The 26,003-nt window shown below is 63.9% G+C and carries 24 protein-coding genes; 11 read left to right on the top strand and 13 right to left on the bottom strand.

Annotated features, from left to right (window positions below; translation table 11 throughout):
- Positions 1-68: 68 nt before the first annotated feature.
- The 3 genes from tssG to RTQ46_RS04685 all read right to left on the bottom strand — a co-directional run bounded on the left by tssG (position 69) and on the right by RTQ46_RS04685 (position 3,805).
- Complete coding sequence (tssG, locus tag RTQ46_RS04695; protein WP_312434914.1) at positions 69-1,121, bottom strand: type VI secretion system baseplate subunit TssG; 1,053 nt, start codon at positions 1,119-1,121, stop codon at positions 69-71.
- A complete protein-coding gene (gene tssF / locus RTQ46_RS04690; protein ID WP_312434913.1) occupies positions 1,085-2,914 on the bottom strand; it encodes a type VI secretion system baseplate subunit TssF in 1,830 nt (609 codons plus the stop codon). Before tssF ends, tssG begins: the two co-directional genes overlap by 37 nt.
- 78 nt (positions 2,915-2,992) lie before the next feature.
- On the bottom strand, positions 2,993-3,805 hold the full coding sequence (locus tag RTQ46_RS04685) for an outer envelope protein (RefSeq protein WP_312435014.1): 813 nt from the start codon (positions 3,803-3,805) through the stop codon (positions 2,993-2,995).
- A 477-nt stretch (positions 3,806-4,282) separates the two neighbouring features.
- Here RTQ46_RS04685 and RTQ46_RS04680 point away from each other — a divergent pair, with 477 nt between their 5' ends.
- The 6 genes from RTQ46_RS04680 to RTQ46_RS04655 all read left to right on the top strand — a co-directional run bounded on the left by RTQ46_RS04680 (position 4,283) and on the right by RTQ46_RS04655 (position 11,552).
- Positions 4,283-5,806, top strand: coding sequence for an ABC transporter ATP-binding protein (locus RTQ46_RS04680; RefSeq protein ID WP_312434912.1), 1,524 nt, complete (start codon positions 4,283-4,285; stop codon positions 5,804-5,806).
- Positions 5,799-6,875 carry an ABC transporter permease gene (locus RTQ46_RS04675; protein WP_312434910.1) on the top strand — a complete coding sequence of 359 codons (1,077 nt, stop codon included), beginning with the start codon at positions 5,799-5,801 and terminating at the stop codon, positions 6,873-6,875. Before RTQ46_RS04680 ends, RTQ46_RS04675 begins: the two co-directional genes overlap by 8 nt.
- Positions 6,875-7,804: an ABC transporter permease gene (locus RTQ46_RS04670; protein ID WP_312434909.1), complete on the top strand. Its 930-nt coding sequence runs from the start codon at positions 6,875-6,877 to the stop codon at positions 7,802-7,804. Before RTQ46_RS04675 ends, RTQ46_RS04670 begins: the two co-directional genes overlap by 1 nt.
- 33 nt (positions 7,805-7,837) lie before the next feature.
- Positions 7,838-8,923 carry a BMP family ABC transporter substrate-binding protein gene (locus tag RTQ46_RS04665; protein ID WP_409518296.1) on the top strand — a complete coding sequence of 362 codons (1,086 nt, stop codon included), beginning with the start codon at positions 7,838-7,840 and terminating at the stop codon, positions 8,921-8,923.
- Between the two features lie 71 nt (positions 8,924-8,994).
- Complete coding sequence (locus tag RTQ46_RS04660; RefSeq protein WP_312434908.1) at positions 8,995-9,831, top strand: HDOD domain-containing protein; 837 nt, start codon at positions 8,995-8,997, stop codon at positions 9,829-9,831.
- Positions 9,832-9,911: 80 nt separating this feature from the next.
- The gene (locus RTQ46_RS04655) at positions 9,912-11,552 is read left to right on the top strand and encodes a M28 family peptidase (RefSeq protein WP_312434907.1); all 1,641 of its coding nucleotides are present in this window, start codon (positions 9,912-9,914) and stop codon (positions 11,550-11,552) included.
- A 113-nt stretch (positions 11,553-11,665) separates the two neighbouring features.
- On the opposite strand, the gene RTQ46_RS04650 is transcribed toward RTQ46_RS04655, so the two are convergent.
- Together RTQ46_RS04650 and RTQ46_RS04645 are read right to left on the bottom strand one after the other, a co-directional pair.
- On the bottom strand, positions 11,666-12,874 hold the full coding sequence (locus RTQ46_RS04650; RefSeq protein ID WP_312434906.1) for an MFS transporter: 1,209 nt from the start codon (positions 12,872-12,874) through the stop codon (positions 11,666-11,668).
- A gap of 143 nt (positions 12,875-13,017) precedes the next feature.
- Entirely contained in the window at positions 13,018-14,016 is a 999-nt protein-coding gene (locus tag RTQ46_RS04645) for an LLM class flavin-dependent oxidoreductase (protein WP_312434905.1), read from the bottom strand.
- A gap of 206 nt (positions 14,017-14,222) precedes the next feature.
- On the opposite strand from RTQ46_RS04645, the gene RTQ46_RS04640 reads away from it, so the two are divergent.
- The gene (locus RTQ46_RS04640) at positions 14,223-15,725 is read left to right on the top strand and encodes a dipeptidase (RefSeq protein WP_312434904.1); all 1,503 of its coding nucleotides are present in this window, start codon (positions 14,223-14,225) and stop codon (positions 15,723-15,725) included.
- Between the two features lie 158 nt (positions 15,726-15,883).
- Positions 15,884-17,005 carry a peptidase M24 gene (locus RTQ46_RS04635; protein WP_312434903.1) on the top strand — a complete coding sequence of 374 codons (1,122 nt, stop codon included), beginning with the start codon at positions 15,884-15,886 and terminating at the stop codon, positions 17,003-17,005.
- A 34-nt stretch (positions 17,006-17,039) separates the two neighbouring features.
- Here RTQ46_RS04635 and RTQ46_RS04630 read toward each other — a convergent pair whose 3' ends face one another.
- Positions 17,040-17,456, bottom strand: coding sequence for a hypothetical protein (locus tag RTQ46_RS04630; protein WP_312434902.1), 417 nt, complete (start codon positions 17,454-17,456; stop codon positions 17,040-17,042).
- Positions 17,457-17,680: 224 nt separating this feature from the next.
- On the opposite strand from RTQ46_RS04630, the gene RTQ46_RS04625 reads away from it, so the two are divergent.
- The gene (locus RTQ46_RS04625) at positions 17,681-17,971 is read left to right on the top strand and encodes a hypothetical protein (RefSeq protein WP_312434901.1); all 291 of its coding nucleotides are present in this window, start codon (positions 17,681-17,683) and stop codon (positions 17,969-17,971) included.
- Positions 17,972-17,981: 10 nt separating this feature from the next.
- Here RTQ46_RS04625 and RTQ46_RS04620 read toward each other — a convergent pair whose 3' ends face one another.
- From RTQ46_RS04620 to RTQ46_RS04600, 5 genes are all read right to left on the bottom strand, one after another.
- Positions 17,982-18,407, bottom strand: coding sequence for a VanZ family protein (locus RTQ46_RS04620; protein WP_312434900.1), 426 nt, complete (start codon positions 18,405-18,407; stop codon positions 17,982-17,984).
- Positions 18,408-18,868: 461 nt separating this feature from the next.
- Entirely contained in the window at positions 18,869-19,633 is a 765-nt protein-coding gene (locus RTQ46_RS04615) for an SDR family oxidoreductase (RefSeq protein WP_312434898.1), read from the bottom strand.
- Between the two features lie 7 nt (positions 19,634-19,640).
- The gene (locus RTQ46_RS04610) at positions 19,641-20,162 is read right to left on the bottom strand and encodes a TPM domain-containing protein (protein WP_312434897.1); all 522 of its coding nucleotides are present in this window, start codon (positions 20,160-20,162) and stop codon (positions 19,641-19,643) included.
- Complete coding sequence (locus RTQ46_RS04605; protein ID WP_312434896.1) at positions 20,162-20,986, bottom strand: TPM domain-containing protein; 825 nt, start codon at positions 20,984-20,986, stop codon at positions 20,162-20,164. Before RTQ46_RS04605 ends, RTQ46_RS04610 begins: the two co-directional genes overlap by 1 nt.
- Positions 20,987-20,988: 2 nt before the next feature.
- On the bottom strand, positions 20,989-21,603 hold the full coding sequence (locus RTQ46_RS04600; protein ID WP_312434894.1) for a LemA family protein: 615 nt from the start codon (positions 21,601-21,603) through the stop codon (positions 20,989-20,991).
- A 180-nt stretch (positions 21,604-21,783) separates the two neighbouring features.
- Between RTQ46_RS04600 and pyrF the strand changes: the two genes are divergently transcribed.
- A complete protein-coding gene (gene pyrF / locus RTQ46_RS04595) occupies positions 21,784-22,605 on the top strand; it encodes an orotidine-5'-phosphate decarboxylase (protein ID WP_312434892.1) in 822 nt (273 codons plus the stop codon).
- Positions 22,606-22,692: 87 nt separating this feature from the next.
- Here the strand turns inward: pyrF and sbcB are convergent, their stop codons facing one another.
- On the bottom strand, positions 22,693-24,135 hold the full coding sequence (gene sbcB, locus RTQ46_RS04590) for an exodeoxyribonuclease I (protein ID WP_312434891.1): 1,443 nt from the start codon (positions 24,133-24,135) through the stop codon (positions 22,693-22,695).
- Positions 24,136-24,287: 152 nt separating this feature from the next.
- Here sbcB and RTQ46_RS04585 point away from each other — a divergent pair, with 152 nt between their 5' ends.
- A complete protein-coding gene (locus RTQ46_RS04585; protein ID WP_312434889.1) occupies positions 24,288-24,887 on the top strand; it encodes a DUF5610 domain-containing protein in 600 nt (199 codons plus the stop codon).
- Here RTQ46_RS04585 and RTQ46_RS04580 read toward each other — a convergent pair.
- On the bottom strand, positions 24,884-25,849 hold the full coding sequence (locus RTQ46_RS04580; protein ID WP_312434888.1) for a GGDEF domain-containing protein: 966 nt from the start codon (positions 25,847-25,849) through the stop codon (positions 24,884-24,886). The two genes, RTQ46_RS04585 and RTQ46_RS04580, sit on opposite strands and share 4 nt — an antisense overlap.
- Between the last annotated feature and the right edge of the window lie 154 nt (positions 25,850-26,003).

Genomic DNA, 26,003 nt, shown 5'->3' with positions numbered 1-26,003 from the left:
ACGCGAGATAAGGCCAGAGCGCCGACTGTAGCAATGGCGAGCACAGCTGTTTTGAGCGGACGCAAGCGTCATTCATCGAGCGCCGGCACCAGGTGCAAGGGGTACTGCAGATCGTCGCGATCGTCAGCTGGCAAGGCAGGGGCAAGAAAACTGTCGCAGCCCAGTCCCGCCTGTGGCGCGTCGAGCGCCACGCCGCGCACTTCGCTGGCGCGCAGCACCAGCACGATGTCATAGCGCAGCAGCGGCTGGCCAAACAGTTTCAGCATGTGCTGCAATTGCACGCTGGCGGCGCCGTGCGGCAGGAAGCTGGCATATTGCACTGCGCTCAGGGGACCGATGCGCAGGCGCACGGCCAGCTCGGGCCGTTGGCAGCGTTCGCCCAGCATGGTGCGCTGGCCCAGCACGGCATTGGCGCCGCCCAGCGCCGTTTGCGTGTGCGGCGCCATGGTTTCCATCGCGCCCGTGTTTTCTTCGATGCTGAACGGCACGCCGAAGTGGTCGGACAGGATGCGCGCCATCACGATTGACGAGATATTTTTTTGCTGCAGCAGGCCGCTGTACAGGCCAATGACTTCCGGCTCGATAACGCTGGCGGCGTCATTGACGTGGGCGCCGGCCAGGTCCAGCAGCCTCGGCAGCAAGGTGGTGCGCACGGGCGCGTGTTCGACCCGGTATTTTTCCCAGGCCTGGTAGAACAGCGTGACGGCGCGGCTGGAAAACAGGTCGAGAAAGGCGCGCGGGGCCTGGTCCTCTTCGCTGTGCTGGTGGCTGGCGATGCGCTCGGAGTAATGGCTGGGCAGGCTGCCATGCATGCCGAGAAAGCCCATGAAGGTGGGCGTCAGGTGAAGTTGCGCACGCCTGCCCGAGAGCAATGCGTGCAGCAATTCGTCCGCCTCGTGCAGGCCGGCGGCCGACAGCGATTCGAGCTGGCCGGCCGGAAAGCGCATCGAAACGCTGTTATCGAAGCGCACCAGGTTGGCCAGGGCGTCGGCGGGCGCCACACCGTGTTCGTGCAGCCAGCCCAGCAGCAGGCGCAGCGCCTGGCAGCACTCGAAGCGCTGCGGCGCACGGAGCAACTGCGCGATTACGCTGGGCTGCTGTCGGCGTAGCGGGCTGGACATTGGACGATTTCCTCGCCGCTGCGCTGCGACACCAGCGACAGGCGGGTAAAGCAGTTCAACTGGCTGTTCATGGCGAAATAGCGCTGCAGCACTTGCGCGAACACATGCAGGCTGCTGCCGACAAATGCCTGTTCGTTCAGTCCCAGGCGGATGGCGATGCCGGGCATCAGGGTGGGGAAGGGCACGGTGGCCATCCAGTCGCGCGTGCTGCCGTGTTCCAGGCTGGCGATGCCGTCGATCAGGCGCCGGCTGGCGGGCGAGCGGGGCAGGTCGTGCAGGCTCAGCATCTTCTGGAATGGCGCGAGGCCCGCCTGCGTCAATCCCGAATAGTTGAGCGACAGCTGCGCGATCAAGCGCCAGTGTGCGTCGTTGCCCGCATCGAAACGGTGGCTGGCGGTCGGTTTGCGCAGGAAGCGGATCGGCATGCCGTCCGGTACTTCCTCGGCTTGCAGGTCGCCGCCGGGCAAGCCGGCATGCAGCTGGCCGGGCAGGTCGCGGTTGCTGCACAGCAGCTGGGTCGAGACGGTGGCAAACGCGGCGCTATCGGGCGAGAACTGCGGGTCGACCAGGGTCAGCCGCGTTTCATGGCCGGGACTGACGGCCGCCACCGTCTCGTCGCGCCGCGCCAGCCAGTAGTGGCCCGCGTCGCCGCTGCGTGCGTCGTACAGCGGCATGAACGAAGTCAGCCGCTCGCCCGTGTCGTCCTTGCGCACCATGGTGACGGCGTCGATGTTGTAAATGTCATAGGCAAACGCATGCGTGCCGTCGGCCACCAGCGCGTAATCTGGCTCGGTATGCGTGAGGCGGATCGGCACGCCGCCCTTGGCAAACAGATTGACCACCGGCGTGCAGCCGAGCAGCAGGTTGTCCGCGCCCACACTGGCCAGCAAGCGCGCCGCATGGCTGTCGCTGCGCACATTGTTGAGCGGCAGGTGCAAAGTGAATTGCCGGCAGTTTTTCGGCAGCAGCGCGGCCAGCAGCGGCCAGGCGATATCGAAAAAATGGAATTTGTCGGGAAAGGCAAAATATTCGGTCAGCAGCCGCTGTGCGGGATGCGAGCGCGGTGAATACGGTATCAGCGCTTCGTCATCGGCATAGCCGGCCGGCTGCAGCAGCGCGCCATCGACGGCCAGCCAGGGCGCGTGGCTATCGAGCGCAACATACGCGCCGGCGCCGCGCAGGAACAGCGCATCGAGCAGGGCCGCGCGCAGGGAGGCTTCGCCATCGGCAAACACGCGCAGCTGCTGCAGGCCCGTGTCGTGCAGGTCGAACTGCTCGCTGGTGCTGGCAAACACGATGGACAGCAAGGCACTGGCGCCGTCAGGCAGGCACAGCCCGGGTGGCGCATCGATGATCGGCGAGAAGCGCAGCTGGGCAATCGCCAGCGGCGCCACGGTCACATCGTAGCTGCTGGTAAATTTGCAGGCCACGCCCTGCACCGGCTGCGAGCGCAGCACGGTGCCGCGTGGAATGCTTGTCACCTGGCCGCCGGCCTGCGCCGCATCGGGATAGACGCGCGCAACCGAGCACGAAGGGAAGGGACGCAGATAATGCGGGTACAGCGTTTCCAGCAAGGACTCGGTCAATTGCGGATAGCTGTCGTCGAGGCGCTTGGCGATGCGCGCCGTCAGCAGGGCAAAGGACTGGATCAGCCGTTCGACGTGGGGGTCTTCGCAGCTGTCGCCGGCGATCAGCAGGCGTCCGGCGGCGCGCGGAAAGCGGCTGGAAAATTCACGCGTGTACTGGCGGAACAGGCCCAGTTCGCGTTCGTAATACGGGAGCAGCTGTTCCACGATCGCCCTCTTTGCCAGCTGGAAAGTTCCATGCTGGCATCAGGCGCGATCGTGGATATTGATTTACGGCAATCAGCCTCAGAAATGGTATTCGGCGCGCACCATCGGTGTCTTCGCCGTCTGGCCCTGGTTGCCGGTGGTGGCCGCCGAGTTGCCGAACTTGTTCTTCCAGTACTGGTACTCGAGGCCGACGCGGAAGGTATTTTTCGCGTTGCCCATGGCGGCGCCCACGTCGAACATCACCTGCATGTCGATATTCGTCTCCACCGCGGTATTGCGGCCCACTTCATCCTTGCCCTTGGAGTCGATCAGGTTGAAAAAACCTTCGAACGAAAACAGCGGCGACAGCGGAATGCCCCAGGCGCCCGTCAGCATGGCGTGGGTTTTATAGGTGTAGCGGCCGGTGACCAGCGAGATGGGCGGGAAGGCGCCGCTCGGGGCATTGCTTTCGCGCAGCAGCAGCAGGCTGGTGTTGAAGAAGCCGGGCACGTCCCACATCAGGGTCGGGCCTGCCACCAGCATGCGCTTGCGCGAGTTGTAGCCGACGTCGTTCTTGGTATTGACATCGAAACCCAGGGTGACGCCGACGCCGCGCACGGGACCGAATTTGATGTCGCTGCCGCGCACCTTGCCGATATCGATGGTGTTGCGGTACACCAAGTAGGCTTCCTGCGCGCCCGAGGTCTTGCCCAGCGCGCCAGGGTCCTTGCTGTCGGACATCAGGAAGTCGAGGTTGACGAAGTTGCTGCCGTACTTGTAACCGCTGGCATGGGTGATGGCGAAAATATTTTTCTTGATGTCATCGGGATTGAACGGCTCGCGATAATCATTGCCGGCGCGCCAGCTCAGTGCGGTGTCGCTCCAGTCGGCGGCGTGGGCATTGGCGCCCATCCCCAGGGTGGTGGCAAGGCACAGGCATGACAACAGACACGGTGCGAATTTGGACAATTTTGACTCCTGGTAGCGATGTTAAAAAATGGTATGTATCTGGCAAAGCGGTCTGGCGCGACGGGTAAGGCATGCGATGCGGCGCAATGATGGAAACTTGCGCTCCGTTCAATCCATGATGCGAGAATTGCCACGTCCGGCCATATGGACTATTTGCATAGTGACTATCAGTTCTTGCATATAATCATCGCACCAACGTGGCGCTGCGGGGCAGGGAGCTGTGGTAGAGGGGGCAATATTTTTTCAAAATGCCGCAGCGGTGTTGTTTTTTTGTGGAAACGTCAAGTTCCCCCCGCAAACCTGTCCACCTCAACCGCCCGGATGCCGATACGATAGATGGCAACGGCGGCATGAGAATCTGCATGCAGCTGCTGCATCCGATCAACGTAGGCAAGCGCCTGCTCCAGGCAGAAAACACAGATGACGGCACGTTTGGAACTCATCAATATCAGCAAGCGCTACCCGACCGTGGTGGCCAACGACGGCATTCATCTCACCGTCGAGCCAGGCCAGATTCACGCGGTGCTCGGCGAAAACGGCGCCGGCAAATCGACCCTGATGAAAATCATTTATGGCGCCGTCAAACCCGATGGCGGCCAGATGGCGTGGAACGGCCGCGAGGTCGAGATCGCCAACCCGTCGGCGGCGCGCGCGCTGGGCATCGCGATGGTGTTCCAGCACTTTTCGCTGTTCGATACGCTCACCGTCACCGAGAACATCGCGCTCGGTCTGCCGGCCAATACGGATCTGGCGGAACTGGCGCAGCGCATCGAGGAGACGGCGCGCGAATACGGCCTGGACCTGGAGCCGCAGCGCCATGTGCATACGCTGTCGGTGGGTGAATGCCAGCGGGTGGAAATCGTGCGCGCGCTGCTGGCCAAACCGCAGCTGCTGATTCTCGACGAGCCGACTTCGGTGCTGACGCCGGCCGCTGTCGAGAAACTGTTTGAGACCCTGCGCCTGCTGGCCGCGCGCGGCTGCAGCATCCTGTACATCAGCCACAAGCTCGATGAAATCCGCGCGCTGTGCCATACCTGCACGGTGGTGCGCGCCGGCAAGAACGTGGGCGTGTGCGATCCGTCGCAGGAAACGGCGGCCAGCCTGTCGCGCATGATGATCGGCGCCGAGCCGCCGGCCGTCACGCGACGGGCCAGCGCGCCCGGCCCGGTCATGCTGAGCGTGAACAAGCTGAATTTGCCGAAGAGCCATCCGTTCGCCACCGAGCTGCGCGATATCTGCCTGGACGTGCGCGCCGGCGAGATCGTCGGCATCGCCGGCGTGTCCGGCAATGGCCAGCAGGAGTTATTGGCCGCGCTGTCGGGCGAGGATATGCGCGCGCTGCCAGCCGCCATCAAGCTCGGCAGCGTCGAGGCCGGGCGCCTGCCGCCGGGCAAGCGCCGCGCGCTCGGTTTCGGTTTTGTGCCGGAAGAGCGGCTGGGACGGGGCGCCGTGCCCGACATGTCGCTGGCCGACAATATTTTATTGAGTCTGCAGACGCCGGCCACCATCCGCCACGGCTTTTTGCGGCGCCATGCCATCGTGCAGCGGGCAAGCGAGATCATCGCCCGCTTCCACGTGAAAGCGGGCGGGCCGCAGGCGCTGGCGCGCAGCCTGTCGGGCGGCAACTTGCAGAAATATATCGTCGGGCGCGAAGTGCTGCGCCAGCCCACGGTGCTGGTGGTGGCACAGCCGACCTGGGGCGTCGATGTGGGCGCTGCCGCGCAGATCCGCGCCGAACTGCTGGCGCTGCGCGACGCTGGCTGCGCGTTACTGGTGGTATCCGAGGAGCTGGACGAATTGTTTGAAATCAGTGACCGCCTGCTGGTGATGGCGAAAGGAAAATTGTCGCCCTCGCTGGCGGTGCAGGACGCCAGCGTCACGCTGGTGGGGCAATGGATGAGCGGACTGTGGCCACAGGCGACCAAGGAGGCAGCCCATGGTTAAGCTGGCCTTTTACCTGGAAGCGCGGCCCACGCCGTCGCGCCTGATGTCGTGGCTGTCGCCGGTGCTGGCGGTGCTGCTGACCGTGATCTGCGGCGCGCTGCTGTTCGTGGCGCTGGGCCACGATCCGCTGGCGGGCCTGGGCGTGTTCTTTGTCGAGCCGCTGCGCGACCTGCATGGCTGGTCGGAACTGGCCATCAAGGTCGCGCCGCTGCTGCTGATTGCCGTGGGCCTGGCCATGTGTTTTCGTGCCAATGTGTACAACATCGGCGCCGAAGGGCAGCTGACGCTGGGCGCCATCTGCGGCGGCGCGGCCGCGCTGTACCTGGACACGGGCGACGGTGCCAACGGCGGCGCGATCATTGCCGTGTCGCTGCTGGCCGGCATGGCCGGCGGCATGGCGTGGGCGGCGATTACGGCCTGGCTGCGCGACCGTTTCAACGCCAGCGAAATCCTGGTCTCGCTGATGCTCGTGTATATCGCGCAGTTGCTGCTCAGCTATCTGGTGTACGGCGTGCTGCGCGACCCCGAAGGATTCAACTTTCCACAATCGAAACTGCTGTCGGACGGCCTGCTGCTGCCGACCATCCTGGCCGATACGCGCTTGCATATCGGCATCGTGTTTGCCTTGCTGGCCTCGCTCGGCGGCTGGCTGTTCCTGTCGAAAAGCATTTCGGGTTTCCGGCTGCGCGTGGGCGGCATGGCGCCGGCTGCGGCGCGCTATGCGGGCTTTTCCTCGCGCAAGGCGCTGTGGTCGTCGATGCTGATCTGCGGCGCATTGTCGGGCCTGGCGGGCGTGTGCGAAGTGCTGGGACCGATGGGGCAGCTTACGCCCACCGTGTCGCCCGGTTACGGCTTTGCCGCCATTATCGTTGCCTTTGTGGGACGGCTGCATCCGGTCGGCGTGATCTTTTCCAGCTTCGTGATGGCGCTGTTCTATATCGGCGGCGAACTGGCGCAGTCGCGCCTGGGCCTGCCCAGTGCGATCACCGGCGTGTTCCAGGGCATTTTGCTGTTCGCCCTGCTTGCCTGCGACGTGCTGATTCAATACAAACTGCGCTGGAGAAAATAATGGACAACCTCGCACTCACGCTTGCGCCGCTGGTTGCCGCCAGCATCAATGCCGGCACGCCGCTGATGCTGGCCGCGCTCGGCCTGCTGGTCAATGAAAAGGCCGGCGTGGTCAACCTGGGCGCCGAAGGCATGATGCTGGTCTCCGCCATTACCGGCTTTGCGGTGGCCGTCAATACGGGCAGCCCCACCTTGGGCTTTATTGCCGGCGCGGCGTCCAGCATGCTGCTGTCGGGCTTTTTTGCCTGGCTGACGGTGTGGCTCGGCACCAACCAGTATGCGACGGGCCTGGCCTTGTCGCTGTTCGGCGCCGGTGCGTCGACGTATATTGGCCTGAACTATGTGGGCAACAGCCTGCAGAACGGCCGCTTCGGCATCCCGTTGCTGGAGGACATACCGTTCGTCGGGCCGGCCCTGTTCCGCCAGCATCCGATGGTCTACCTGGCGCTGCTGCTGTGCGCGGCCATCGCCTGGTTTCTGTACCGCACACGGGCCGGCCTGGTGCTGCGCGCCGTGGGCGAGTCGCCGTCGTCGGCGCATGCGCTCGGCTACCCGGTGCGCCGCATCCGCCTGGCGGCGGTGCTGTTCGGCGGCGCCTGCTGCGGCCTGGCCGGCGCCTTTTTGTCGCTGGTGTATACACCGCTGTGGGTCGAGGGCATGGTGGCCGGACGCGGCTGGATCGCGCTGGCGCTGACCACCTTTGCCACCTGGCGCCCGGCGCGCGTGGTGGGCGGCGCCTATCTGTTTGGCGGCATCACCATCCTGACTTTCCATGCACAGGCGATCGGCGTGCCGGTGGCGTCGCAGCTGCTGTCAATGCTGCCCTACCTGGCCGCCATCGTGGTGCTGGTGCTGATATCGAGCAACGCCAACTACATCAAGCTGAATATGCCGGCCTCGCTGGGAAAAAACTTCAATCCAGGTCATTAATCACTCACCAAAAGGAAACTCATGTCCAAGCTTATGCCCAAGAAAATGCTGCGTGCCGCACTGTGCGGTGTCGTACTGATGCCGGCCGTCGCCATGGCCGCCGCCGCTCCCGCCGCTGCGCCACTCAATGTCGGCTTTGTATATATCAGCCCCATCGGCGACGCCGGCTGGACCACCCAGCACGACCAGGCGCGCAAGGAAATGGAAAAGGCGCTGGGCAGCAAGATCACCACCAAGTATGTGGAAAACGTGCCGGAAAGCGCCGACGCCGAACGCGTCATCCGCGACCTGGCGCAGACCGGCAGCAAGCTGGTCATCACCACCTCGTTCGGCTACATGAATCCGACCTTGAAAGTGGCCAAGCAATTTCCTAATGTGAAGTTCATCCACCTGACCGGCTACAAGACGGCTGTCAACGTGGCCAATACCAATGCGCGTTTCTATGAAGGCCGCTACCTGGCCGGCGTGCTGGCCGCCAGGATGAGCAAGACGCATGTGGCCGGCTACGTGGCGGCGTTTCCGATTCCGGAAGTGCTGCAGGGCGTGAACGCCTTTACGCGCGGCATGCGCAGCGTCGATCCGAAAGCGGAAGTGAAAGTGGTGTGGGTCAACAGCTGGTTCGATCCGGGCAAGGAACGCGATGCGGCCATCACGCTGATCGGCCAGGGCGCCGACGTGATCACCCATCACACGGACTCGACCGCCGTGGTGCAGGCGGCCGAAGAGAAGGGCAAGTATGCGATCGCCTACCATTCGGACATGAAGAAATACGGTCCGAAAGCGCAGCTGGCCGCCGTTACCCATCATTGGGGCGCGTACTACACGAAACAGGCGCAAGCCGTGATCGATGGGACCTGGAAAACCAGCAGCACCTGGGGCGGCATCAAGGACGGCATGGTCAAGCTGGAAGGCATCAACAGCAGCGTGCCGGCGGACGTGAAGCAATTCGTCGCCGCGCGCGAAAAAGAATTGGTGGCCGGCACGCTCAATCCGTTCACCGGTCCGATCAGGGATAACGACGGCAAGGTGCGCCTGGACAAAGGTGTGCTGGACGATGCGGCGCTGTCGAAGATGGATTATTTCGTCGAGGGCGTGGCCGGGAAAGTTTCCGGCAAGTAACATCAACTTGATGTAGTATGGCCGGTACGATCCACGCAGCAGAGCCCGCACAGGCCGTACCGGAGACAGACATGGACAGACTCGAAGTATTCAAGATCATTGCGCACCAGGCGGGCAAGGGCGAACTGACCTTTCCCGCCAACGTCAACGCGACCCTCAAACTGCAGCAAGCGCTGGACGATCCCGATTGCCATATCGAAACGGCCGCCCATATGGTGATGGCCGAACCGCTGCTGTCGGCGCGCGTGGTGGCGCTGGCCAATTCGGCCGCCTACAACCGTTCCGGCAATGAAATCGCCAATGTGCGCGCGGCCGTCTCGCGGCTCGGTTTTGCCACGCTGAAATCGATGGTGGCATCCGTCATCGTGCGCCAGCTGGGCAGCCAGATCACCGATCCGCAACTGCGCGCCAAGACGGCCAGGCTGTGGGAACATACGGCCCATGTGGCTGCGCTGAGCCAGGTGATCGCCAAAAAGGTCACGCATGTGGACCCGGAGACGGCCATGTTCGCCGCCATCGTGCATGAAGTGGGCGGCTTCTATCTGCTGTCGCGCGCCGAGGAGTATCCGGGCCTGCTCGACAACAATACCGAAGACTGGCTCGAATACGGCGAAAAGCTGATCGGCCGCGGCGTGCTGCGCCAGCTCGAAGTGCCGGACCAGGTGCTGCAGGCAGTCGAAGGCCTGTGGCATGGCGGCGGCCCGTTCCCGCCGCGCACCCTGGGCGCCACCCTGGTGCTGGCCAACGACCTGGCGCCCGTCGCTTCGCCGCTGCATCCGCCGGAAGTGGCCGAGCGGCGCCGCGCGGCGGCGCTGATCGACTTCAGCATTAACGGCAGCACCTTGCACACCATCCTGGCCGAATCGGCCGAAGAGATCGAATCGCTGGCGGCTGCACTGCTGGTGTAGTTCTTCCTCGTATCGCATACAATCGCCGGCGCGGCTATCCGCCGCCCGGTTTTTTTTCGTCCTCTTATCCCAAGGATCTCATGCCAAAGCTGTTTTCATCCCTGACTTTTTCCGCGCTGGCCACCAGCCTGGCGCTGGCTTTCCCCGTTCACGCTGCATCGACGCTGCCGGTGGTGCAGGAAGCGCCGCTGCGCGCCCACCTGGCCTTCCTGTCGAGCGACCTGCTCGAAGGCCGCGGCACCGGCCAGCGTGGCGCCGACCTGACCGTGTCCTACCTGGAAACCCAGGCGCTGCTGGCCGGTTTGAAACCGGTGCGCGGCAACAGCTTTCGCCAGAGCGTGCAGATCGCCGGCGTGAAGTCGCTGCCGCAAGAGAGCAGCCTGCAGGCGGTGGCTGGCGACGGCAAGGCCGTGCCGCTGGCCTTCGGGCCGGACTGGGTCTGGGCCACGGGCGACTCGGTGGCCGCGCACACGTTCGACGCGCCGCTGGTATTCGTCGGCTACGGCATCACGGCACCGGAAGAGGGCTGGAATGATTTCAGGAATGCAGACGTGAAAGGCAAGATCGTCGTCATGATGGTCAACGACCCGCAGCCGACCGAAGCCGAGCCGAACCGCTTTGCCGGCAAGGCGCTTACTTATTATGGCCGCTGGACCTACAAGTTCGAGGAAGCCAAACGCCAGGGCGCGACCGGCGTGCTGCTGATCCACACCAAGCCGTCGGCCTCGTACGACTGGAACGTGGTGCAGAGCAGCTGGAGCGGCAGCGAGCGTTTCCAGCTGGCCGACCGTACGGCCGGCACGCCGCTGCAGGGCTGGATCACGGAAGCTGCCGCGCGGCGCCTGTTCGCGGCCGGCGGCCAGGATCTCGATGCCTTGCGAGCAAAAGCCGAAAGCAAGGACTTCCAGGCCGTGGCCTTGAACGTCAGACTGGCGGGCGAAATGAAGTCCGCCGTGCGCAAGGTCGAGCAGTTCAATATCGCCGGCATGGTGCCCGGTACCGATGCGAAACTGAAGGACGAGGCCGTGATCTACAGCGGCCACTGGGATCACCTGGGCAAGCAGGGCGATGAAAAGGCGGGCGTGGACATCATCTACAACGGCGCAGTGGACAATGCGTCGGGCACGGCGGGCCTGTTGGCGATGGCGCAGGAAGCGGTGAAAAAGCCGGCCAAACGCACGCAGATTTTCCTGTGGGTGGCGGCGGAAGAACAGGGCTTGCTGGGCAGCGCCGCGTATGCGGCCGATCCGCTGTGGCCACTGAACAAGACGGCCGCCGCATTGAACCTGGACAGCCTTAATTTTGTCGGCGCCACGCGCGACATGGGCGCCCAGGGCAGCGAGCGCACGGAGCTGGGCAGCGTTGCCGCCACGGTGGCGAAAGCCATGGGCCTGCAGATCGCCGCCGCCCGTCCCGACCTGGCAGGCGGCTATTTCCGCAGCGACCACTTCAGCTTTGCCAAGGCCGGTGTGCCCGCGTTTTCCATCAATGGCGGGCGCGACTATGTGAAGGATGCGGAAGCGTCGAAAGCCAAGGCCGCGGCGTATGGCCCGCGCTACCATCAGGTCACCGACGAGTACGATGCGAGCTGGGACCTGTCGGGCATGACGCAGCAGGCGCAGTTCACGCTGAACCTGGGGCAGGCGGTGGCGAATGCGCCGAAGATGCCGGCGTGGAAGGCGGGCGATGCGTTTGGCAAGGTGCGCGAACAAACAAAATAAACCCTGACGCAGGCGTAGGTCGGATTAGCGTAGCGTAATCCGACAAACATTGTTGGCGTCGGTGGTGTTGTCGGATTACGGCGCTTTGCGCCTAATCCGACCTACGTCATTTATCAGGCGCGTTCCAGGCGCCGTTGCTCAAAGCGGTACTTGCTCCACACCAGCAACATCACCAGCGGCATCGCCCCGCCGACCGCGCACAGCGCCAGCCAGCCGCCGGCGGCAAAGCTGGCGCTGGCCAGGGCTGACCCTGCCGAGGCGCCGATAAAGCCGGCGGCGATAAACACGGTGGTGACCCTGGCGCGCGCCTGCGGCGCCAGTTTGTAAATGATGGACTGGTGCGTCACCTGCAGGCCCATCACGCCCATGTCCAGCAGCACGATGCCGATCAACAGCAGCGTGAGCGATTGCGCGCCGAAGCCGATCAGCGCCCAGCCGGCAATCGAAGCAATTGCCAGCAGCCAGGTCGCCTGCCGCGCATAGCCGCGGTCGGCCATGCGCCCGGCCGTATTGGCGGCCAAAGCACCGGTGGCGCCAGCCAGGCCGAACAGGCCGATCTGCATTTCCGTGTAGTGATACGGCGCGCCGCTCAGCAAGAAGGTCAGGCCGGTCCAGAACACGCTGAAGGTGCCCAAGCCGAGGCTTGAGAACAGCGCGCGCTGGCGCAGCAGCGGTTCCTGGCGGATGATCTCGGCCAGCGACGCCATCAACTTGCCGTATTGCAGTTTTCCGCGCGGCGCTTCGTCGGGCAGGATGCGGCGCAGCATCACCAGCAGGGCCGCCACCACGACGGCCGCCAGCACATACACGGTGCGCCAGCCGCCGCTGATCTGCGCCACCGTGCCCGACACGGTGCGCGCCAGCAGTATCCCCAACAGCAAGCCCGTCATCACGGTGCCTACCATACGGCCCCGGCTGTGGTCGGGCGCATACGAGGCCACCATGGCCGTGACCACCATCAGCGCGCTGGCGGTAATGCCCATCAGCACGCTGGCAATCGCAAACACGACGATATTCTGGCTGGTGGCCGCCAGCAGCAGCGCCCCGATCTTGGCGACCAGCATCCAGGTGAGCAGTTTGCGCCGGTTCAGTACGTCACTGAGCGGCACCAGGAACACGATGCCCAGCACATAGCCGATCTGCGTGGCCGTGACCAGGTAGCCCGCTTGCGTGACGCCCACGCCGAACGAGGCGGCCAGCATCGAGGTCAAGGGTTGTACGTAATACAGGCTGGCCACCAGTACGCCGGCCGACAGGGCAAACAGCAGGATGCGGGTGGAGGTCAGCAGGGCGCTGGCGTTGATGGAGGAAGGGGATGACATGCTGCGGCTTTCAAATGATGCTCAAGGCCACGCATGATACTGGCGATGCACTTTTCCTGCCGGAGGGAGCAAAAAAATCCCGGCGGTCCATCTGGACGGCCGGGAAAAGGGTATACGCTGGGGTATATACCAGGGAGAGAAGGTTACGACTGTGCTGACAGCTCCGCATGCACCTGCGCCGTGATTTCATACGAGCGCAAGCGGTGCTGGTGCTCGAAGATCTGCGAGGTGATCATCAGTTCGTCGGCGCCCGTCTCGGCGATAAACGCCGCCATTTTTGCCTTGACCGTTTCCGGCGAGCCGATGGCGGTGCAGGACAGCACGGAGTCGAGCATGGCGCGTTCCTGCGGCCCCAGCTGCTCCAGGTAGCCGGGCACGGGCGGCTGCAGGCGCGACGGCCGTCCGGTGCGCAGGTTGACGAACGCCTGCTGCATCGAGGTGGCGCGCACATGCGCTTCGGCGTCGGTATCGGCGGCAAACACGTTATAGCCGAGCATCACATAGGGCTTGGCCAGCTGCTTCGACGGCTTGAAATGTTCGCGGTAGTAGGCGACGGCCTGCATCATCATCTGCGGCGCAAAGTGCGAGGCGAATGCATACGGCAAGCCCAGGTGCGCGGCCAGCTGCGCGCCGAACAGGCTCGAACCGAGGATCCACACGGGCACATTCGAGCCCTTGCCGGGCACGGCCAGCACGCGCTGGCGCGGCTCGTCGCACATGTAGTCGATCAGTTCCAGCACGTCCTGCGGGAACTGGTCCGAGTCGGACTGCAGGTCGCGGCGCAGCGCGCGCGCGGTGGTCTGGTCGGAGCCGGGCGCGCGGCCCAGGCCCAGGTCGATGCGGCCCGGATGCAGCGCTTCCAGCGTGCCGAACTGTTCCGCGATCACCAGCGGAGAATGGTTCGGCAGCATCACGCCGCCGGCGCCGACGCGGATCGTCTTGGTGCCGGCCGCCACATGGGCGATCACCACTGCGGTGGCGGCGCTGGCGATGCCGGGCATGCCGTGGTGTTCCGCCAGCCAGTAGCGGTTATAGCCCCAGCGCTCGCCGTGCTGGGCGAGATCCAGGGTGTTCTGGAAAGAAATCGAGGCATTGCTGCCTTCGGCGATGGGCGCCAGGTCGAGTATGGAAAATGGGATCATGAAAGAGATATCGGGTCGGGTTATGAAATCACAATGGACGATTTGTCTATCCCCTGACGCCAGCATGGTTGTCGGCAGCGACGGGTGGGGAACATCATAGGACGATTCGCGATCCGGCGTACGGGACGGTCAAAAAAGCATACCGATTGGAAATTGCCGGAGGCAGTGCTAGAGTCGCTTTTTCCCTCCTCCCGGCCCGCGCTTCCATGATGCTGAAACAATTCGCCCTGCTTGCCCTCCTGCTGCCCTCGCTTTACAGCCATGCCGCGCCCGTCAGCGCGGAAGCGCGCGACACCGCCAGCTACGCGCTGGCCACTTATCCTGAACCGATGATCGCCAGCCTGGCCAGAATGGTCAGCTTCAATACGGTGGCGGTGCCGAACCTGCCGTTGGCCGACAACCCGCAGCATACGGGCTTCAAGCGCTATCTGGCACAGGAAGCGCAGCGGCTGGGACTGGACTTCCAGGACTACGGTTATGTGGTGGTCATTGGCCTGGGCAAGGGCGCCGAACGCGTCGGCGTGATCACGCATGGCGACGTGCAGCCGGTCGATCCGTCGAAATGGGCGCGCTCGCCATTCGAGCTGGACCGCACCAGCGAACCGGGCAAGCTGCTGGGCCGCGGCACGGAAGACGACAAGGGGCCGATCGCCACGGCCCTGTATGCGATGAAGGCGATTGCCGACAAGAAGGTGGTGCTGAACAAGCGCATCGAGCTGTATGTCTACATGGCCGAGGAGTCGGACTGGGAGCCGCTCAAGCAATTCCTGCAAACGCACACGCCGCCGCAAATCAATATCACCATCGATGCCGAATATCCGGTGGTGACGGCCGAGAAAGGCTACGGTTCGATCAAGCTGAGTTTGCCGGTGCCCGCCATCTCGCAAAGCCCCGACCACCCCGTGCTGGCCAGCCTGACGGGCGGCTTTTTCGGCAGCCAGATTCCGGAAGATGCGCGGGCCGTGATCGAGTATGCGCCGGCCTCGCTGGAAAAGGCCATCCGGGCGCGGGCAGAAATCCAGCAGGGCATGCGCTACACGTTCGAGCGCACCGGCCAGACCTTGAGCGTCAAGGCGCGCGGCGTCTCGGCCCATTCCTCGAAACCGGAAGACGGCGTCAATGCCATCAGCATGCTGGCCGATGCGCTGCAGGTGCAGCCATGGCAGGGCACGCAGGCGGCCGACATGCTGTCGTTCCTGAACGAACTGGTCGGCACCGGCATCTACGGCGAGCGCTTTGGCGAGATCGCCTACCGCGACGGTTTCATGGGGCCGATGACGGTGGCGCCGACCGTGCTCAAGCAGAACGGCAATGCACTGGAACTGAATATCAACCTGCGCCGCCCGCAAGGCAAGAGCAGCGAGGTGTTGCACCAGCAGGTGATGGCCGCGTTTGAAGCGTGGCGCGCGCGGCGCCAGGCGCAGGCGTCGCTGAAGGTGCAGATCGGCGAGCCGTGGCTGCAAACCGCTGCGCCGCAGATTCCCACTTTGCTGGGCGTATTCGAACACTACACCGGCATCGCCGATCCGCAGCCGGTGGCGATCGGCGGCGGCACCAACTCGCGCCTGTTCCCGAACGCCGTCAGCTTCGGCCCGGCCATGCCGCACACGGTGTACACGGGGCATTCCGAGCATGAATTCATGACGGAAAAACAGCTGCTGCTCAATTTGCAGATGTACACAGCCGTCTTGATCGAACTGGCGAAATAGGCACGTAAAACTGCAGGGCGTCTGATCTGCCGCGTGAAAAAGGGCGGAACTTTTTCTCGGGTTTCACTGTCTTACGTCTCCATGCCTGGCGGGGAGACAGTGATGCGGATGATACGGACGAGCTTGCACAAGCGGTCGCGGCCGAGCGGAGCTATCCCATGAGCTGGCCGCTGGAACTGGAAGTGGCGCACAAGCTGGCGCGGATGCGCGGCTGGCTGGAGCAGCAGCATGCGGGCGCGATCCGCCTGCGCGGCGCGGACTGGTTTGCCTGGGCCACGGCCGGCGCCTCGAACAGCCAGTGCCATGCGTGGGACGCGGGCTGCGCCGAGGTGCTGGTGACGCGCGCGGCCGCGTATATCCTGACCGATGAAGCATCGGCGCCCCGGCTGCGCGATGAAGAAGTGCGCGGCCCGTGGACCTGGCAGGTGACGCCGTGGATGCTGCCGCAGCTGGTCGAGCTGCGCGAGCATTTCGTGCAGCATGCGGCGGCGGGCAGCCCGGTGCTGTCGGACCGTCCCGGCCTGCACGAGCGCAGCCTGCCGGTGGCGCTGCGCGAAGAGCGGCTGGTGCTGCTGGCTTCGGAACAGCAGCGCTACCGCCATGTGGGACAGCTGGCGGCCAGCGCCGCTGGGGCAGCGTTGCGCGCGGCGCGTCCGGACTGGACCGAACTGGAACTGGCCGCCTGCTGCGTGCAGGCGCTGTGGCTGCGCGGCCTGCACGCCGTGCATGTGCTGGCCGCTGGCGCCGAGCGGCAGTCGCGCTACCGGCGCGCACCGGCCACCAATGTGGCGCTGGGGCCGGGCGCCGTGCTGGCGCTGTGCGCGCGCCGCCATGGCCTGTGTGCCAGTCTCAGCCGCCAGCGCCGCTTCGTGCCGCCATCGGGCTTCGAGGCACGCCACCGACAAGGCATGGAGGAAGAAGACGCCGCCATCCTGGCGCTCGAGGCGATTGCCCTCGATGCGTGCGAACCGGGCCATGCGCTGAGCATGGTGTATCACGCCCTCGACAGCGCCTATGCCTATGCAGGGCAGCCCGATACCGTGCGTACCTGCCGCCAGGGCGGCATCCATGGCTACCTTGCGCCCGAAGTGGCGGCCGGTCCGCATACGGAAATCACGCTCCGGCACGGCATGGCGCTGGCGTTTCACCCCAGCCTGCCCGGCAGCACCGTGGAAGACACTTTCCTGTTGGCCGACGATCAGTTGCACAACCTCACCCATGATCCCGGCTGGCCTTCGGCCATGGTGCAGGGGCGCGCAAGGCCGCTGACGCTGGTATGAGCCGGGTGGCCATGATGACCATGCTGCAGCGGGCTCAATACGGCCGCAATACGCCTTTCTGCACCGAGACGCGCTCGCCGATCTGTACTGCCGGCTGGCTGTTTTGCACGACAGTGCGCGTGCTGCTGTCGTCGAGACGCAGTGTCACGCGGTAAACCCTGTCATCGCCGGTATCGATCGATTGCACGGTCGCCGAGCTGATGTCCATGTCGGCACTCATGCCGGCACTCAGGCCGGCGCCATCGGCTTCGCCGCGCTCGCGCATGTCGCCGGGCGTGCTGGCGGCCGGACTCGGAACGCTGCCTTGCGGCGTGGTTCCGGGCTGGACGGCGCGCTGTTCGCCGCTGTCGGCAGGCGTGGTCACAGCCGGGCTGTTGAGGTCAGTGGTGCTGCAAGCGGCAAGCAAGCTGCAAACCAGGCCGGTCAGCAACAGATTTTTTTTCAGGCTCATCGTGGTCTCCGGTAGGGAAAGTTCTGGGCGTCGGACTGCAGCCGATCTGGCGTGATTGCAGCGACTACCTGTCTGAGTGCCTTGGCGCGCAAATGTTCTTTGCCTGTTCCTGAGGCTTGCGTTAGCTCAAATAATGAGAGGATGCTGCTTGGTATAAATAGATGCTTGCATCACACATTCCTTGCGCTACATCGTTCTTTCACTGTTTATTTCCAGGAGAAAAAATGTCGTCCAGCCATACCGCCAAATTGATCGCCGAACTGGTTGCCACCACGCCTGGTGCCGTACAGGACGCGCGCACCCGGCATCTGCTGTCGCAGGCCTTGCACGGCCTGGTGCGCCTGGCCCGCTCGGAGCAGTTGCTGGAAATGCGACGCGATACGGCGCGCGCAGCCGGTGCCGGCAGCCGGCGCGAGATGCGGGCACTATTGCGGCGCGTTAAAACGCGGGGTGTGCGGGAGCAGGCGCAGCTGCCATTGGAGTTGCTGGCAGGCGAAGCGGACGAGGACGCCTGAGGGAAGGGCGTCAGGCTCCGGGCTGGCGGCGGCCCTGGCCCAGGGCAGCCATGACCATTTTGGGCCACAGGAAATACAGCGGCAGGGCGACTACCGCCGCAGCCGTGATATCGACCAGCCAGTCCGACACGGCGCCGCGGCGGTATGGCAGGAAGCTCTGGATGAATTCGTCCAGCGCACCCATCGCCATCACCATCAGCACTGCCAGCACCGCGCGGCGGCCCATGCCGCCGGCAATGCCGCTGAACAGGATCAGCGTCAACACGCCATAACCGAACGAATGCAGCACCACGCCCGAGGCATACTGGCCCACATCGGCGCGCGCACCGGGAATATCGCCAATGATGATCACCAGCGCATATAAAAACAGGGCGGTGCGAAAGCGCAGGCGTTCGTGGCGGTCGGCAAAACAGAGCTGGGTCAGGGGAGCTGGCATGGTCATCAACGGATAAAAAAGGGCAACCATAGCACGGCGCTTGCCTGGCAACCGTGACCTGAGCCAAAAAAAAGGCCCGCCGGGAAGCGGGCCAAAAACCCAAACGGGTTCAAGAGTTGAGAAACGGTGACCATGTCGCGTTCGCTCGCGCCACAGTGTGCAATGAGAGTGGTGTGCCGGTGACGGCACACCTGTCGGCAGTCGCGCATATCGGTTGCGTGTACTGCAGATGAAGCAAGTATAGCCAGCGAAGATGACCGGCTCATGACACGCGCAAATCTTTTTGGAAAGAGGGAAGACAGCTGCAGGACAAAAAAAAGCCCGCTGGTGAAAGCGGGCTTAAAACTATTTTCTTGGAGGAGAATAGTGGAGACAGGTGCATTATGCTGCGCCGCACGATATATGTCTAATGGTCTTTTCGGATAACGATTATCGTTTTTTGATATAACTGACCAGGCTGCTTATTCCTGCACCGCCACCGTGTAGTTCAGTGCCATGCGGCCGCCATCGGCATAAATCGTCTGGCCCGTCATGTAGCTGGCGTCGTCGCTGGCAAGAAACGCGGCGATGCTGGCCACTTCTTCCGGCTCGCCGCAGCGCCCCAGCGGCGTGCGCGACAAAATGGTGTGGCGCGCTTGCGGACTGGACAACACAGCCTGCTTGGCCAGTTCCGTCAGGATGGTGCCCGGGCCGATGGCATTGACGCGCACGCCATGCGGCGCCAGGTTCAGCGCCATCACCTTGGTCAGCTGGTTGATCGCGCCTTTCGACACCACATACGGGACCTGGTTCGGGATCGCCAGTTCCGCATTCACGCTCGACATATTGATGATCACGCCGCTGTTGCGCTTGACCATCTCGCGCGCCACGGCCTGGCCGCACAGAAACATCGATTTCAGGTTGATGCGCAGCACGCGGTCGAAATCGTCTTCCGTCACGTCGAGGAAATCGGCCGCATGCGTGACGCCCGCGTTGTTGATCAGGATATCGACATGGCCAAGGCGGGCCAGGGTGTCGTGCAGCATGGCGTCGACATCGGCCTTCTGGCTGACGTCGGCGCAGAAGAAGTGTGCCTGCGGTCCCAGTGCGGCCGCCGCTTGGGCGCCGCTTTCCTTGATATCGACCAGCATCACGTGTGCCCCTTCGGCAATCAGGCGGCTGGCGCACGCCAGGCCGATGCCTTGCGTGGCGCCGGTGACGATGGCGGTTTTATTGTGTAGTTTCATAACTATTTTAGATAAGTATCGGTTCGTTCGGCAACTGGTTGCCGCGCTCGCCGGTGGCGGGAAAATGGTGTTGCAGCAAACTGTTCAGTTCGCCCAGCGCCTGCACGGTGCTGTCGTGGTAATTACCCTGGGCAAAACCGGCCGTCATGGTACGGCAGATCGCCTGCCATTGCTCGGGCGTGATGCGGCGGCCCACATGGCGGTCGGCCACGATATCGACCTGGTGTTCGGCCAGGTTAATGTAGATCAGCACGCCGACATTGTCTTCCGTGTCCCACACGCCATACTGGACAAACAGTTCGCGCGCGCGCTCGCGGTTGGTCACGCCCTGGTAGGCCATGCCGGGCGTCAGCGCCGCTTCGACGATCAGGCGCACTTCCGCGCGATGTTCGGTTTCGCCCTCGGCAATGGCCGTTTCGATCGCCTTCAGCGTCGCTTCCGGAAAAGCCTGTCTTGCCGTGGCGGGGGTGCCGCGCCAGTGTTTCAGGGCGCGTCCGCAGCGCTGCCCGAAGCTCAAGTGTTTTGTCATTACCAGTCTCCCGAGGCGCCGCCGCCGTCAAAGCCGCCACCGCCGCCGCCGAAGCCGCCGCCGCCACCAAAACCGCCACCGCCGCCAAAGCCGCCGCCACCGCCGCGGTTGTTCATGGCCTGGCTGAGGATGCTGCCCAGCACCACGCCGGTGGCGCCGCTGGTCCAGTTGCTGCCGCGCTGCAGCCGGCCCGGTCCGCCGCGCGAGCGGAACAAGGTCAGTACCACCAGGAAGCCGAAGAACAGCAGCGGCAGCCAGAAGCCCATGCCGCCGGCTTCCACCGTGGCCGGCGCCGCCTGTTTTGCAGGGGCAGGGAATTGCTCCTGGTTCAGCAGGGTGGCTATCGCGCCCACGCCGGCCACCAGGCCGCCGTAATAATCCTGCTGCTTGAAGTGGGGTGCGATCACGTCCTGCAGGATGCGCTTCGATTGCGCATCGGTCAGCACGCCCTGCACGCCACGGCCCGCTTCGATGCGCAGCCGGCGCAGCGCAGAGGGATTGTCTTTGGCGACCAGCAGCAGCACGCCGTCATCGACGCCCTTGCGGCCCAGTTTCCAGGCGTCCGTCACGCGGATGCTGTATTGCTCGATCGCTTCGGGCTCGGTCGACTTGACCAGCAGCACGGCGATCTGGCTGCCGGTGCGCGCTTCGTAGTCGGCCAGCACGGCCTCCAGCGACGCTTTCTGTTTCGCGTCCAGCATGGCCGCCTGGTCGGTGACGCGCTCGGCCAGCGGCGGCACGGCCGCCAGCTGGGCGCTGGCCGGCAGCGCCATCAGGCACAGCAGCGCCATGCACAGCGCCGCCAGATGGGACTTGATGTTCATGCTTATTTGCCGAAGTCGACGGTCGGTGCGGTCGAGATGGCTTTTTCATTTTCCACCGTGAACGATGGCTTGACCTTGTAGCCGAACATCATGGCCGTCAGGTTGTTCGGGAAGCTGCGCGCATGCACGTTGTAATCCTGCACCGCCACGATATAGCGCTGGCGCGCCACGGTGATGCGGTTTTCCGTGCCTTCCAGCTGCGACTGCAGGTCGCGGAAGCTGGTGTCGGCCTTCAGGTCCGGATATTTCTCGGACACCACCATCAGGCGCGACAGGGCCGACGACAGCTGGCCCTGCACCTGCTGGAATTTCTCGAATGCAGCCGGATCGTTCAGCACTTCAGGCGTGATCTGGAAACTGGTGGCGGCCGAGCGCGCCTTTGTCACCGCTTCCAGCGTTTCGCGCTCGTGCGTGGCATAGCCCTTCACAGTATTGACCAGGTTGGGGATCAGGTCGGCGCGGCGCTGGTACTGGTTGACCACTTCGCCCCAGGCCGCCTTGGTGGCTTCATCCTTGGTCTGGAAATCGTTGTAGCCGCAGCCGGTCAGGACGCCGGCCAGCACGGTGACGGAGAGGGCCAGGCGCAGCCATTTGGAAAACTGTTTGGTGATTTGCATGATGGGTTCCGTGCGTAGTAGTGAATGGATAGCAAGAGGGAGATTCAAGTGGGGCAAATATACCTGAAACGCCGCCAGATGTCGGTTTAATAAGCGTGGCAGGCAAGGCGCAGGCTGCCGTGATCAATGCCGGCCGCGTTACAATACGGGGTTTGCAACTGAAGATAGAGAAGGTGTGCCGTGAATTTCATCGATAAATTATCCGCCGCGTGGACGGCCAATAATTCCCTGCTGTGCGTGGGACTGGACCCGGACCTGGCGAAACTGCCGGCCGAACTGCGCGACGCGCCTGATGGCATCACCACCTTCTGCACCCGCATCATCGACGCCACGGCCGACCTGGCCTGCGCCTTCAAGCCGCAGATCGCCTACTTCGGCGCGCTGGGCGCGGAACAGCAGCTGGAAGACATCTGCCGCTATGTGCGCGAACACTACCCGCACATTCCGCTGATCCTCGACGCCAAGCGCGGCGACATCGGCGCCACCGCCACGCAATATGCGCGCGAAGCGTTCGAGCGCTACGGCGCCGACGCCGTCACCGTCAACCCCTACATGGGCGAGGATTCGCTCGACCCCTACCTGGCGTGGCAGGATCGCGGCGTGATCATCCTGTGCCGCACCTCGAACCCGGGCGGCTCGGACCTGCAGTTCCTCGACACGGACGGCGTGCCCCTGTACCAGCGCGTGGCGCGCCTGGTGGCCGAGAAATGGAACAAGAACGGCCAGTGCGCGCTGGTCGTTGGCGCCACCTTCCCCGAAGAGCTGGCGCAGGTGCGCGCGATTGTCGGCGACATGCCGCTGCTGGTGCCCGGCATCGGCGCGCAGGGCGGCGACATTGCCGCCACCGTCGGCGCGGGCCAGACGGCCAATGGCATGGGCATGATGATCAGCTCGTCGCGCGCCATCATCTACGCCAAGCCGGAGGCGGGCGAGGATTTTGCCGACGCGGCACGGCGCGTGGCGATCGAGACGCGCGATGCGATCAATGCGCATCGCGCGTAATCCGACAACATTGTTGGCAGCGATCATGGTGTTGTCGGATTACGCGCTTGCGCGCTAATCCGACCTACGCGATACGCAATATTGGCCTCAATCCCTTTGCGGGGCCACGATCTCGGCATAATCGTACAGCTCGCCCAGTATCTCTTCGCCCCGTTCATCCACCGATTCCGACAAGGTATCGATTTCTGTAAACAGCTGCTCGATGGTGCGCGCGCCGCCGGCGCCGTCGAACAGGCGCGCGGCGCGGTGCTCTTCCCAGCGCAGGCTTTCCGCTTCGCTCAGCGTCTGCGGGAAGTTGCGCGCGCGGTAGCGGAACAGCAGTTCCTGCAGGCGCTCGTCGGCAAACGAGGGGCGCGCTGCTGCCAGCCTGGCCGGCGTGTCGCGCCGCAGGCCGTCGAGCAGGCGGCGGTCGTCATTGCTGACAAAGCCGTTGTAGAGATCTTCATCGACATCGGTATGGCCTTCGGCGCCCGGACGCTTGAACACTTCGGCCCAGATCGCATCCATATTGGGCGCTTCGGCGGCCAGGCGGCCATGGGCCAGCGCGGCCTCGATATCGATGCCCCAGTGGGCGGCCATGGCCGGCGACAGGGTTTTCAGATTACCCACCAGCATGGGCGACTTGTTCAGGTGCACGCTTTTCACGGGCAGGCGGGTCATGCCCTCGGGCATGGCGTCGCTGCGCGTAAACAGCCGCGTGCGGATGGTGTCGGCGTCCAGCGTGAACAGCTCGCGCGGATCGTACTGGCAATCCCACACCAGGATTTCATTTTTGTTGCCCGGGTGCGTGGCCAGCGGCCAGACCACGCCCAGGCAGCCGCGCTCGGCGGGGAACATGCCCGAGACATGCAGGAAAGGCTGGCGCTGGGCAGCGGCCAGATGCATGCCCATCTCGCTGGCAACCTTGTCTTTCTTGTGCAGCGCCAGGCAGAATTCGAACAGTTTCGGCTGTTTCTGCCGGATCAGGCGTGCCAGGGCGATGGTGGCGCGCACGTCGGACAGCGCATCGTGCGCCGCTTCATGCACCAAACCGTTAGCCTTGCTCAGGTGTTCCAGCTTGAAGCTGGTCTGGCCATCGTCGCGCTTGGGCCATTCGATGCCTTCCGGGCGCAGCGCATGCGTCATGCGCACCACGTCGAGGATGTCCCAGCGGCCGCAATGGTTTTTCCATTCGCGCGCATACGGATCGATCAGGTTGCGCCAGAACAGGAAGCGCGTCACTTCATCGTCGAAGCGGATGGTGTTGTAGCCGACGCCGATGGTGCCCGGCTCGGAAAAAGCCGCCTCGATGGTGGCGGCGAATTCATGTTCCGGCACGCCCAGCGCCAGGCATTGCTGCGGCGTGATGCCGGTAATCAGGCACGATTGCGGATCGGGCAGGAAATCATTGGCCGGCTGGCAATACAGCATGATGGGCTCGCCGATTTCGTTCAGTTCGGCATCGGTGCGGATGGCAGCGAACTGGGCCGGACGGTCGCGGCGCGGCTGGGCGCCAAAGGTTTCGTAGTCGTGCCAAAGAAAAGTTGTCATGGATGGTGCTTGCTTTATTTGTTATAGGCGATGCAGCGACAAAAATCGCCGCTTCAGTTTTCGGAATACTTGCCGATACTACCAAAGAGAGGATCAGCCGTACTGCGCATTCTCGCATGGAGTCCACCATTGCCTGTCCAAGGAGACCTATCGTGTCAATTCCCATCGCATCAAGCGGCAATTCCGCCAGTTCCGTCAGCACCACCGGCAATACCACCACCAGTGGCGTGGCCGGCAAGGATGACAAAGTCAAGCAGGCCGACGGCACTACAGCCCAGATGAGCGTCAACGACCGCTCGAAACTGCAGCTGAACGCCGCCATCCTGCAGGCATCGATGAATGTGTCGATCAGCTCGCAAAACGATCCGCTGGCGCTGGTCTACAAATCGGCCATCACCAGCATCAATGAAGCGCTGCAGGCGGACTTCGGCGACAACGCCGTGCAAAACGCAGCCTCGCAGGACAATAGCGCCGAGGCGACAGCGAACCGCATCGTCTCGCTGTCGACCGGCTTTTTCGAGGCGTTCAAGCAGCAGAATCCCGGCATGGACAACGATGCCGCGCTGGAAAAATTCATGGGCACCATCACCGGTGGCATGGAAAAGGGCTTCTCGGAAGCGCGCGACATCCTGAAGGGACTCAACGTGCTGCAGGGCGATATCGCCGGCAATATCGACAAGACCTATGAGCTGGTGCAGAAGGGCTATGCCGACTTCGTTGCCGCGCACAGCAGCAAAAAGGCCGAAGCTTAAACCGAGACGCGGTTGCGGCCGGCTGCCTTGGCGCGGTACAGCGCCGCATCGGCCGTGGCGATCAGGCCGTGGTCGTCCTGGCGCGCCACCAGGCTGGCTACGCCGAACGAGCCCGTCACATGGGGCAGGGGACAGCGCATGTCTTCGAAAATGACGGCTTGCCGAAGGCGTTCGCACAGCCGTTCGGCCACCAGCAGCGCCATGTCTTCGCGGGTGTCGGGCAGGATCACCATCAGTTCCTCGCCGCCATAGCGCACGGAAAAATCCGTGGGCCGCGAGGCTGCGCCCAGCACCTGGGCGGCAATGCGCAGTGCCTGGTCGCCCGCCTGGTGGCCGTGCAGGTCGTTGAAGCGCTTGAAATGGTCGAGGTCGATCATCACCAGCGACAGCGGTTCGCTGCTCTCGTGCGCGGTGGTAATCATGTTCGGCAACAAGTCGTTGAGCCAGGCGCGGTTGTACAGGCCCGTCAGGCTGTCGACCATCGACAGCTGGCGATAGAATTCACCGAGTTTCTGGCGCCGGCGCAGCAGCGCGTTGGCGGCGCGGATGCGGAACGACATCAGGCGCAGCAGGTTGCGCGCCAGGCCGTTCGACTGTTCGATCAGTTCCCACACCAGCACGGCGTCGATCACCAGCACATCGGTTTCTTCCAGCGCCGAGATGGCAGCCAGGTTGCTCGCTTCATCGAGCACCGACTGTTCGCCCACGCTTTCGCCGGGCAGGACCTTGCTGACGGTGCCGTCATCCATGCCCGTATGGGTGTCGGCCGCCACCGCCAGCGAACCGCGCAGCACGATATACAGGCAGGCGCCGCTGGTGTCGCTGAGTGCTTCGCCCGCTTCCAGGCGCATCACCGGACACGGCGCCAGCATGGCAGCCGTGCGCTCGTCAGCGGCGTCCGAAAACAGCTGCAAATCGCCGACGTTGCAGCCTGAAGCCTCGAAATTGCCGATTTTTTCCACGATATGCTTTCCAAGAGGCAGAGCCGCGCACGCAGCGGGGCATGCGCAACATGATAGCGTAAAGCGTTCTTGGGAGTAACGACTATGGTCGAATTGAAAGCAACTTCATGGGAAATACGACAGTACCGCCATGTGCATGCGGCGCATGAAAAGC

This window comes from Janthinobacterium sp. (genome assembly GCF_031995485.1).
Lineage (GTDB): Bacteria > Pseudomonadota > Gammaproteobacteria > Burkholderiales > Burkholderiaceae_D > Janthinobacterium.
This window is presented reverse-complemented; position numbering and strand designations above follow the sequence as displayed.

Coding starts and splice junctions, on each gene's coding strand:
- tssG (WP_312434914.1), bottom strand. CDS start 1,121: ATGTCCAGCCCGCTACGCCGACAGCAGCCCAGCGTAATCGCGCAGTTG.
- RTQ46_RS04685 (WP_312435014.1), bottom strand. CDS start 3,805: ATGGGCGCCAATGCCCACGCCGCCGACTGGAGCGACACCGCACTGAGC.
- RTQ46_RS04680 (WP_312434912.1), top strand. CDS start 4,283: ATGACGGCACGTTTGGAACTCATCAATATCAGCAAGCGCTACCCGACC.
- RTQ46_RS04675 (WP_312434910.1), top strand. CDS start 5,799: ATGGTTAAGCTGGCCTTTTACCTGGAAGCGCGGCCCACGCCGTCGCGC.
- RTQ46_RS04670 (WP_312434909.1), top strand. CDS start 6,875: ATGGACAACCTCGCACTCACGCTTGCGCCGCTGGTTGCCGCCAGCATC.
- RTQ46_RS04665 (WP_409518296.1), top strand. CDS start 7,838: ATGCCCAAGAAAATGCTGCGTGCCGCACTGTGCGGTGTCGTACTGATG.
- RTQ46_RS04660 (WP_312434908.1), top strand. CDS start 8,995: ATGGACAGACTCGAAGTATTCAAGATCATTGCGCACCAGGCGGGCAAG.
- RTQ46_RS04655 (WP_312434907.1), top strand. CDS start 9,912: ATGCCAAAGCTGTTTTCATCCCTGACTTTTTCCGCGCTGGCCACCAGC.
- RTQ46_RS04650 (WP_312434906.1), bottom strand. CDS start 12,874: ATGTCATCCCCTTCCTCCATCAACGCCAGCGCCCTGCTGACCTCCACC.
- RTQ46_RS04645 (WP_312434905.1), bottom strand. CDS start 14,016: ATGATCCCATTTTCCATACTCGACCTGGCGCCCATCGCCGAAGGCAGC.
- RTQ46_RS04640 (WP_312434904.1), top strand. CDS start 14,223: ATGATGCTGAAACAATTCGCCCTGCTTGCCCTCCTGCTGCCCTCGCTT.
- RTQ46_RS04635 (WP_312434903.1), top strand. CDS start 15,884: ATGAGCTGGCCGCTGGAACTGGAAGTGGCGCACAAGCTGGCGCGGATG.
- RTQ46_RS04630 (WP_312434902.1), bottom strand. CDS start 17,456: ATGAGCCTGAAAAAAAATCTGTTGCTGACCGGCCTGGTTTGCAGCTTG.
- RTQ46_RS04625 (WP_312434901.1), top strand. CDS start 17,681: ATGTCGTCCAGCCATACCGCCAAATTGATCGCCGAACTGGTTGCCACC.
- RTQ46_RS04620 (WP_312434900.1), bottom strand. CDS start 18,407: ATGCCAGCTCCCCTGACCCAGCTCTGTTTTGCCGACCGCCACGAACGC.
- RTQ46_RS04615 (WP_312434898.1), bottom strand. CDS start 19,633: ATGAAACTACACAATAAAACCGCCATCGTCACCGGCGCCACGCAAGGC.
- RTQ46_RS04610 (WP_312434897.1), bottom strand. CDS start 20,162: ATGACAAAACACTTGAGCTTCGGGCAGCGCTGCGGACGCGCCCTGAAA.
- RTQ46_RS04605 (WP_312434896.1), bottom strand. CDS start 20,986: ATGAACATCAAGTCCCATCTGGCGGCGCTGTGCATGGCGCTGCTGTGC.
- RTQ46_RS04600 (WP_312434894.1), bottom strand. CDS start 21,603: ATGCAAATCACCAAACAGTTTTCCAAATGGCTGCGCCTGGCCCTCTCC.
- sbcB (WP_312434891.1), bottom strand. CDS start 24,135: ATGACAACTTTTCTTTGGCACGACTACGAAACCTTTGGCGCCCAGCCG.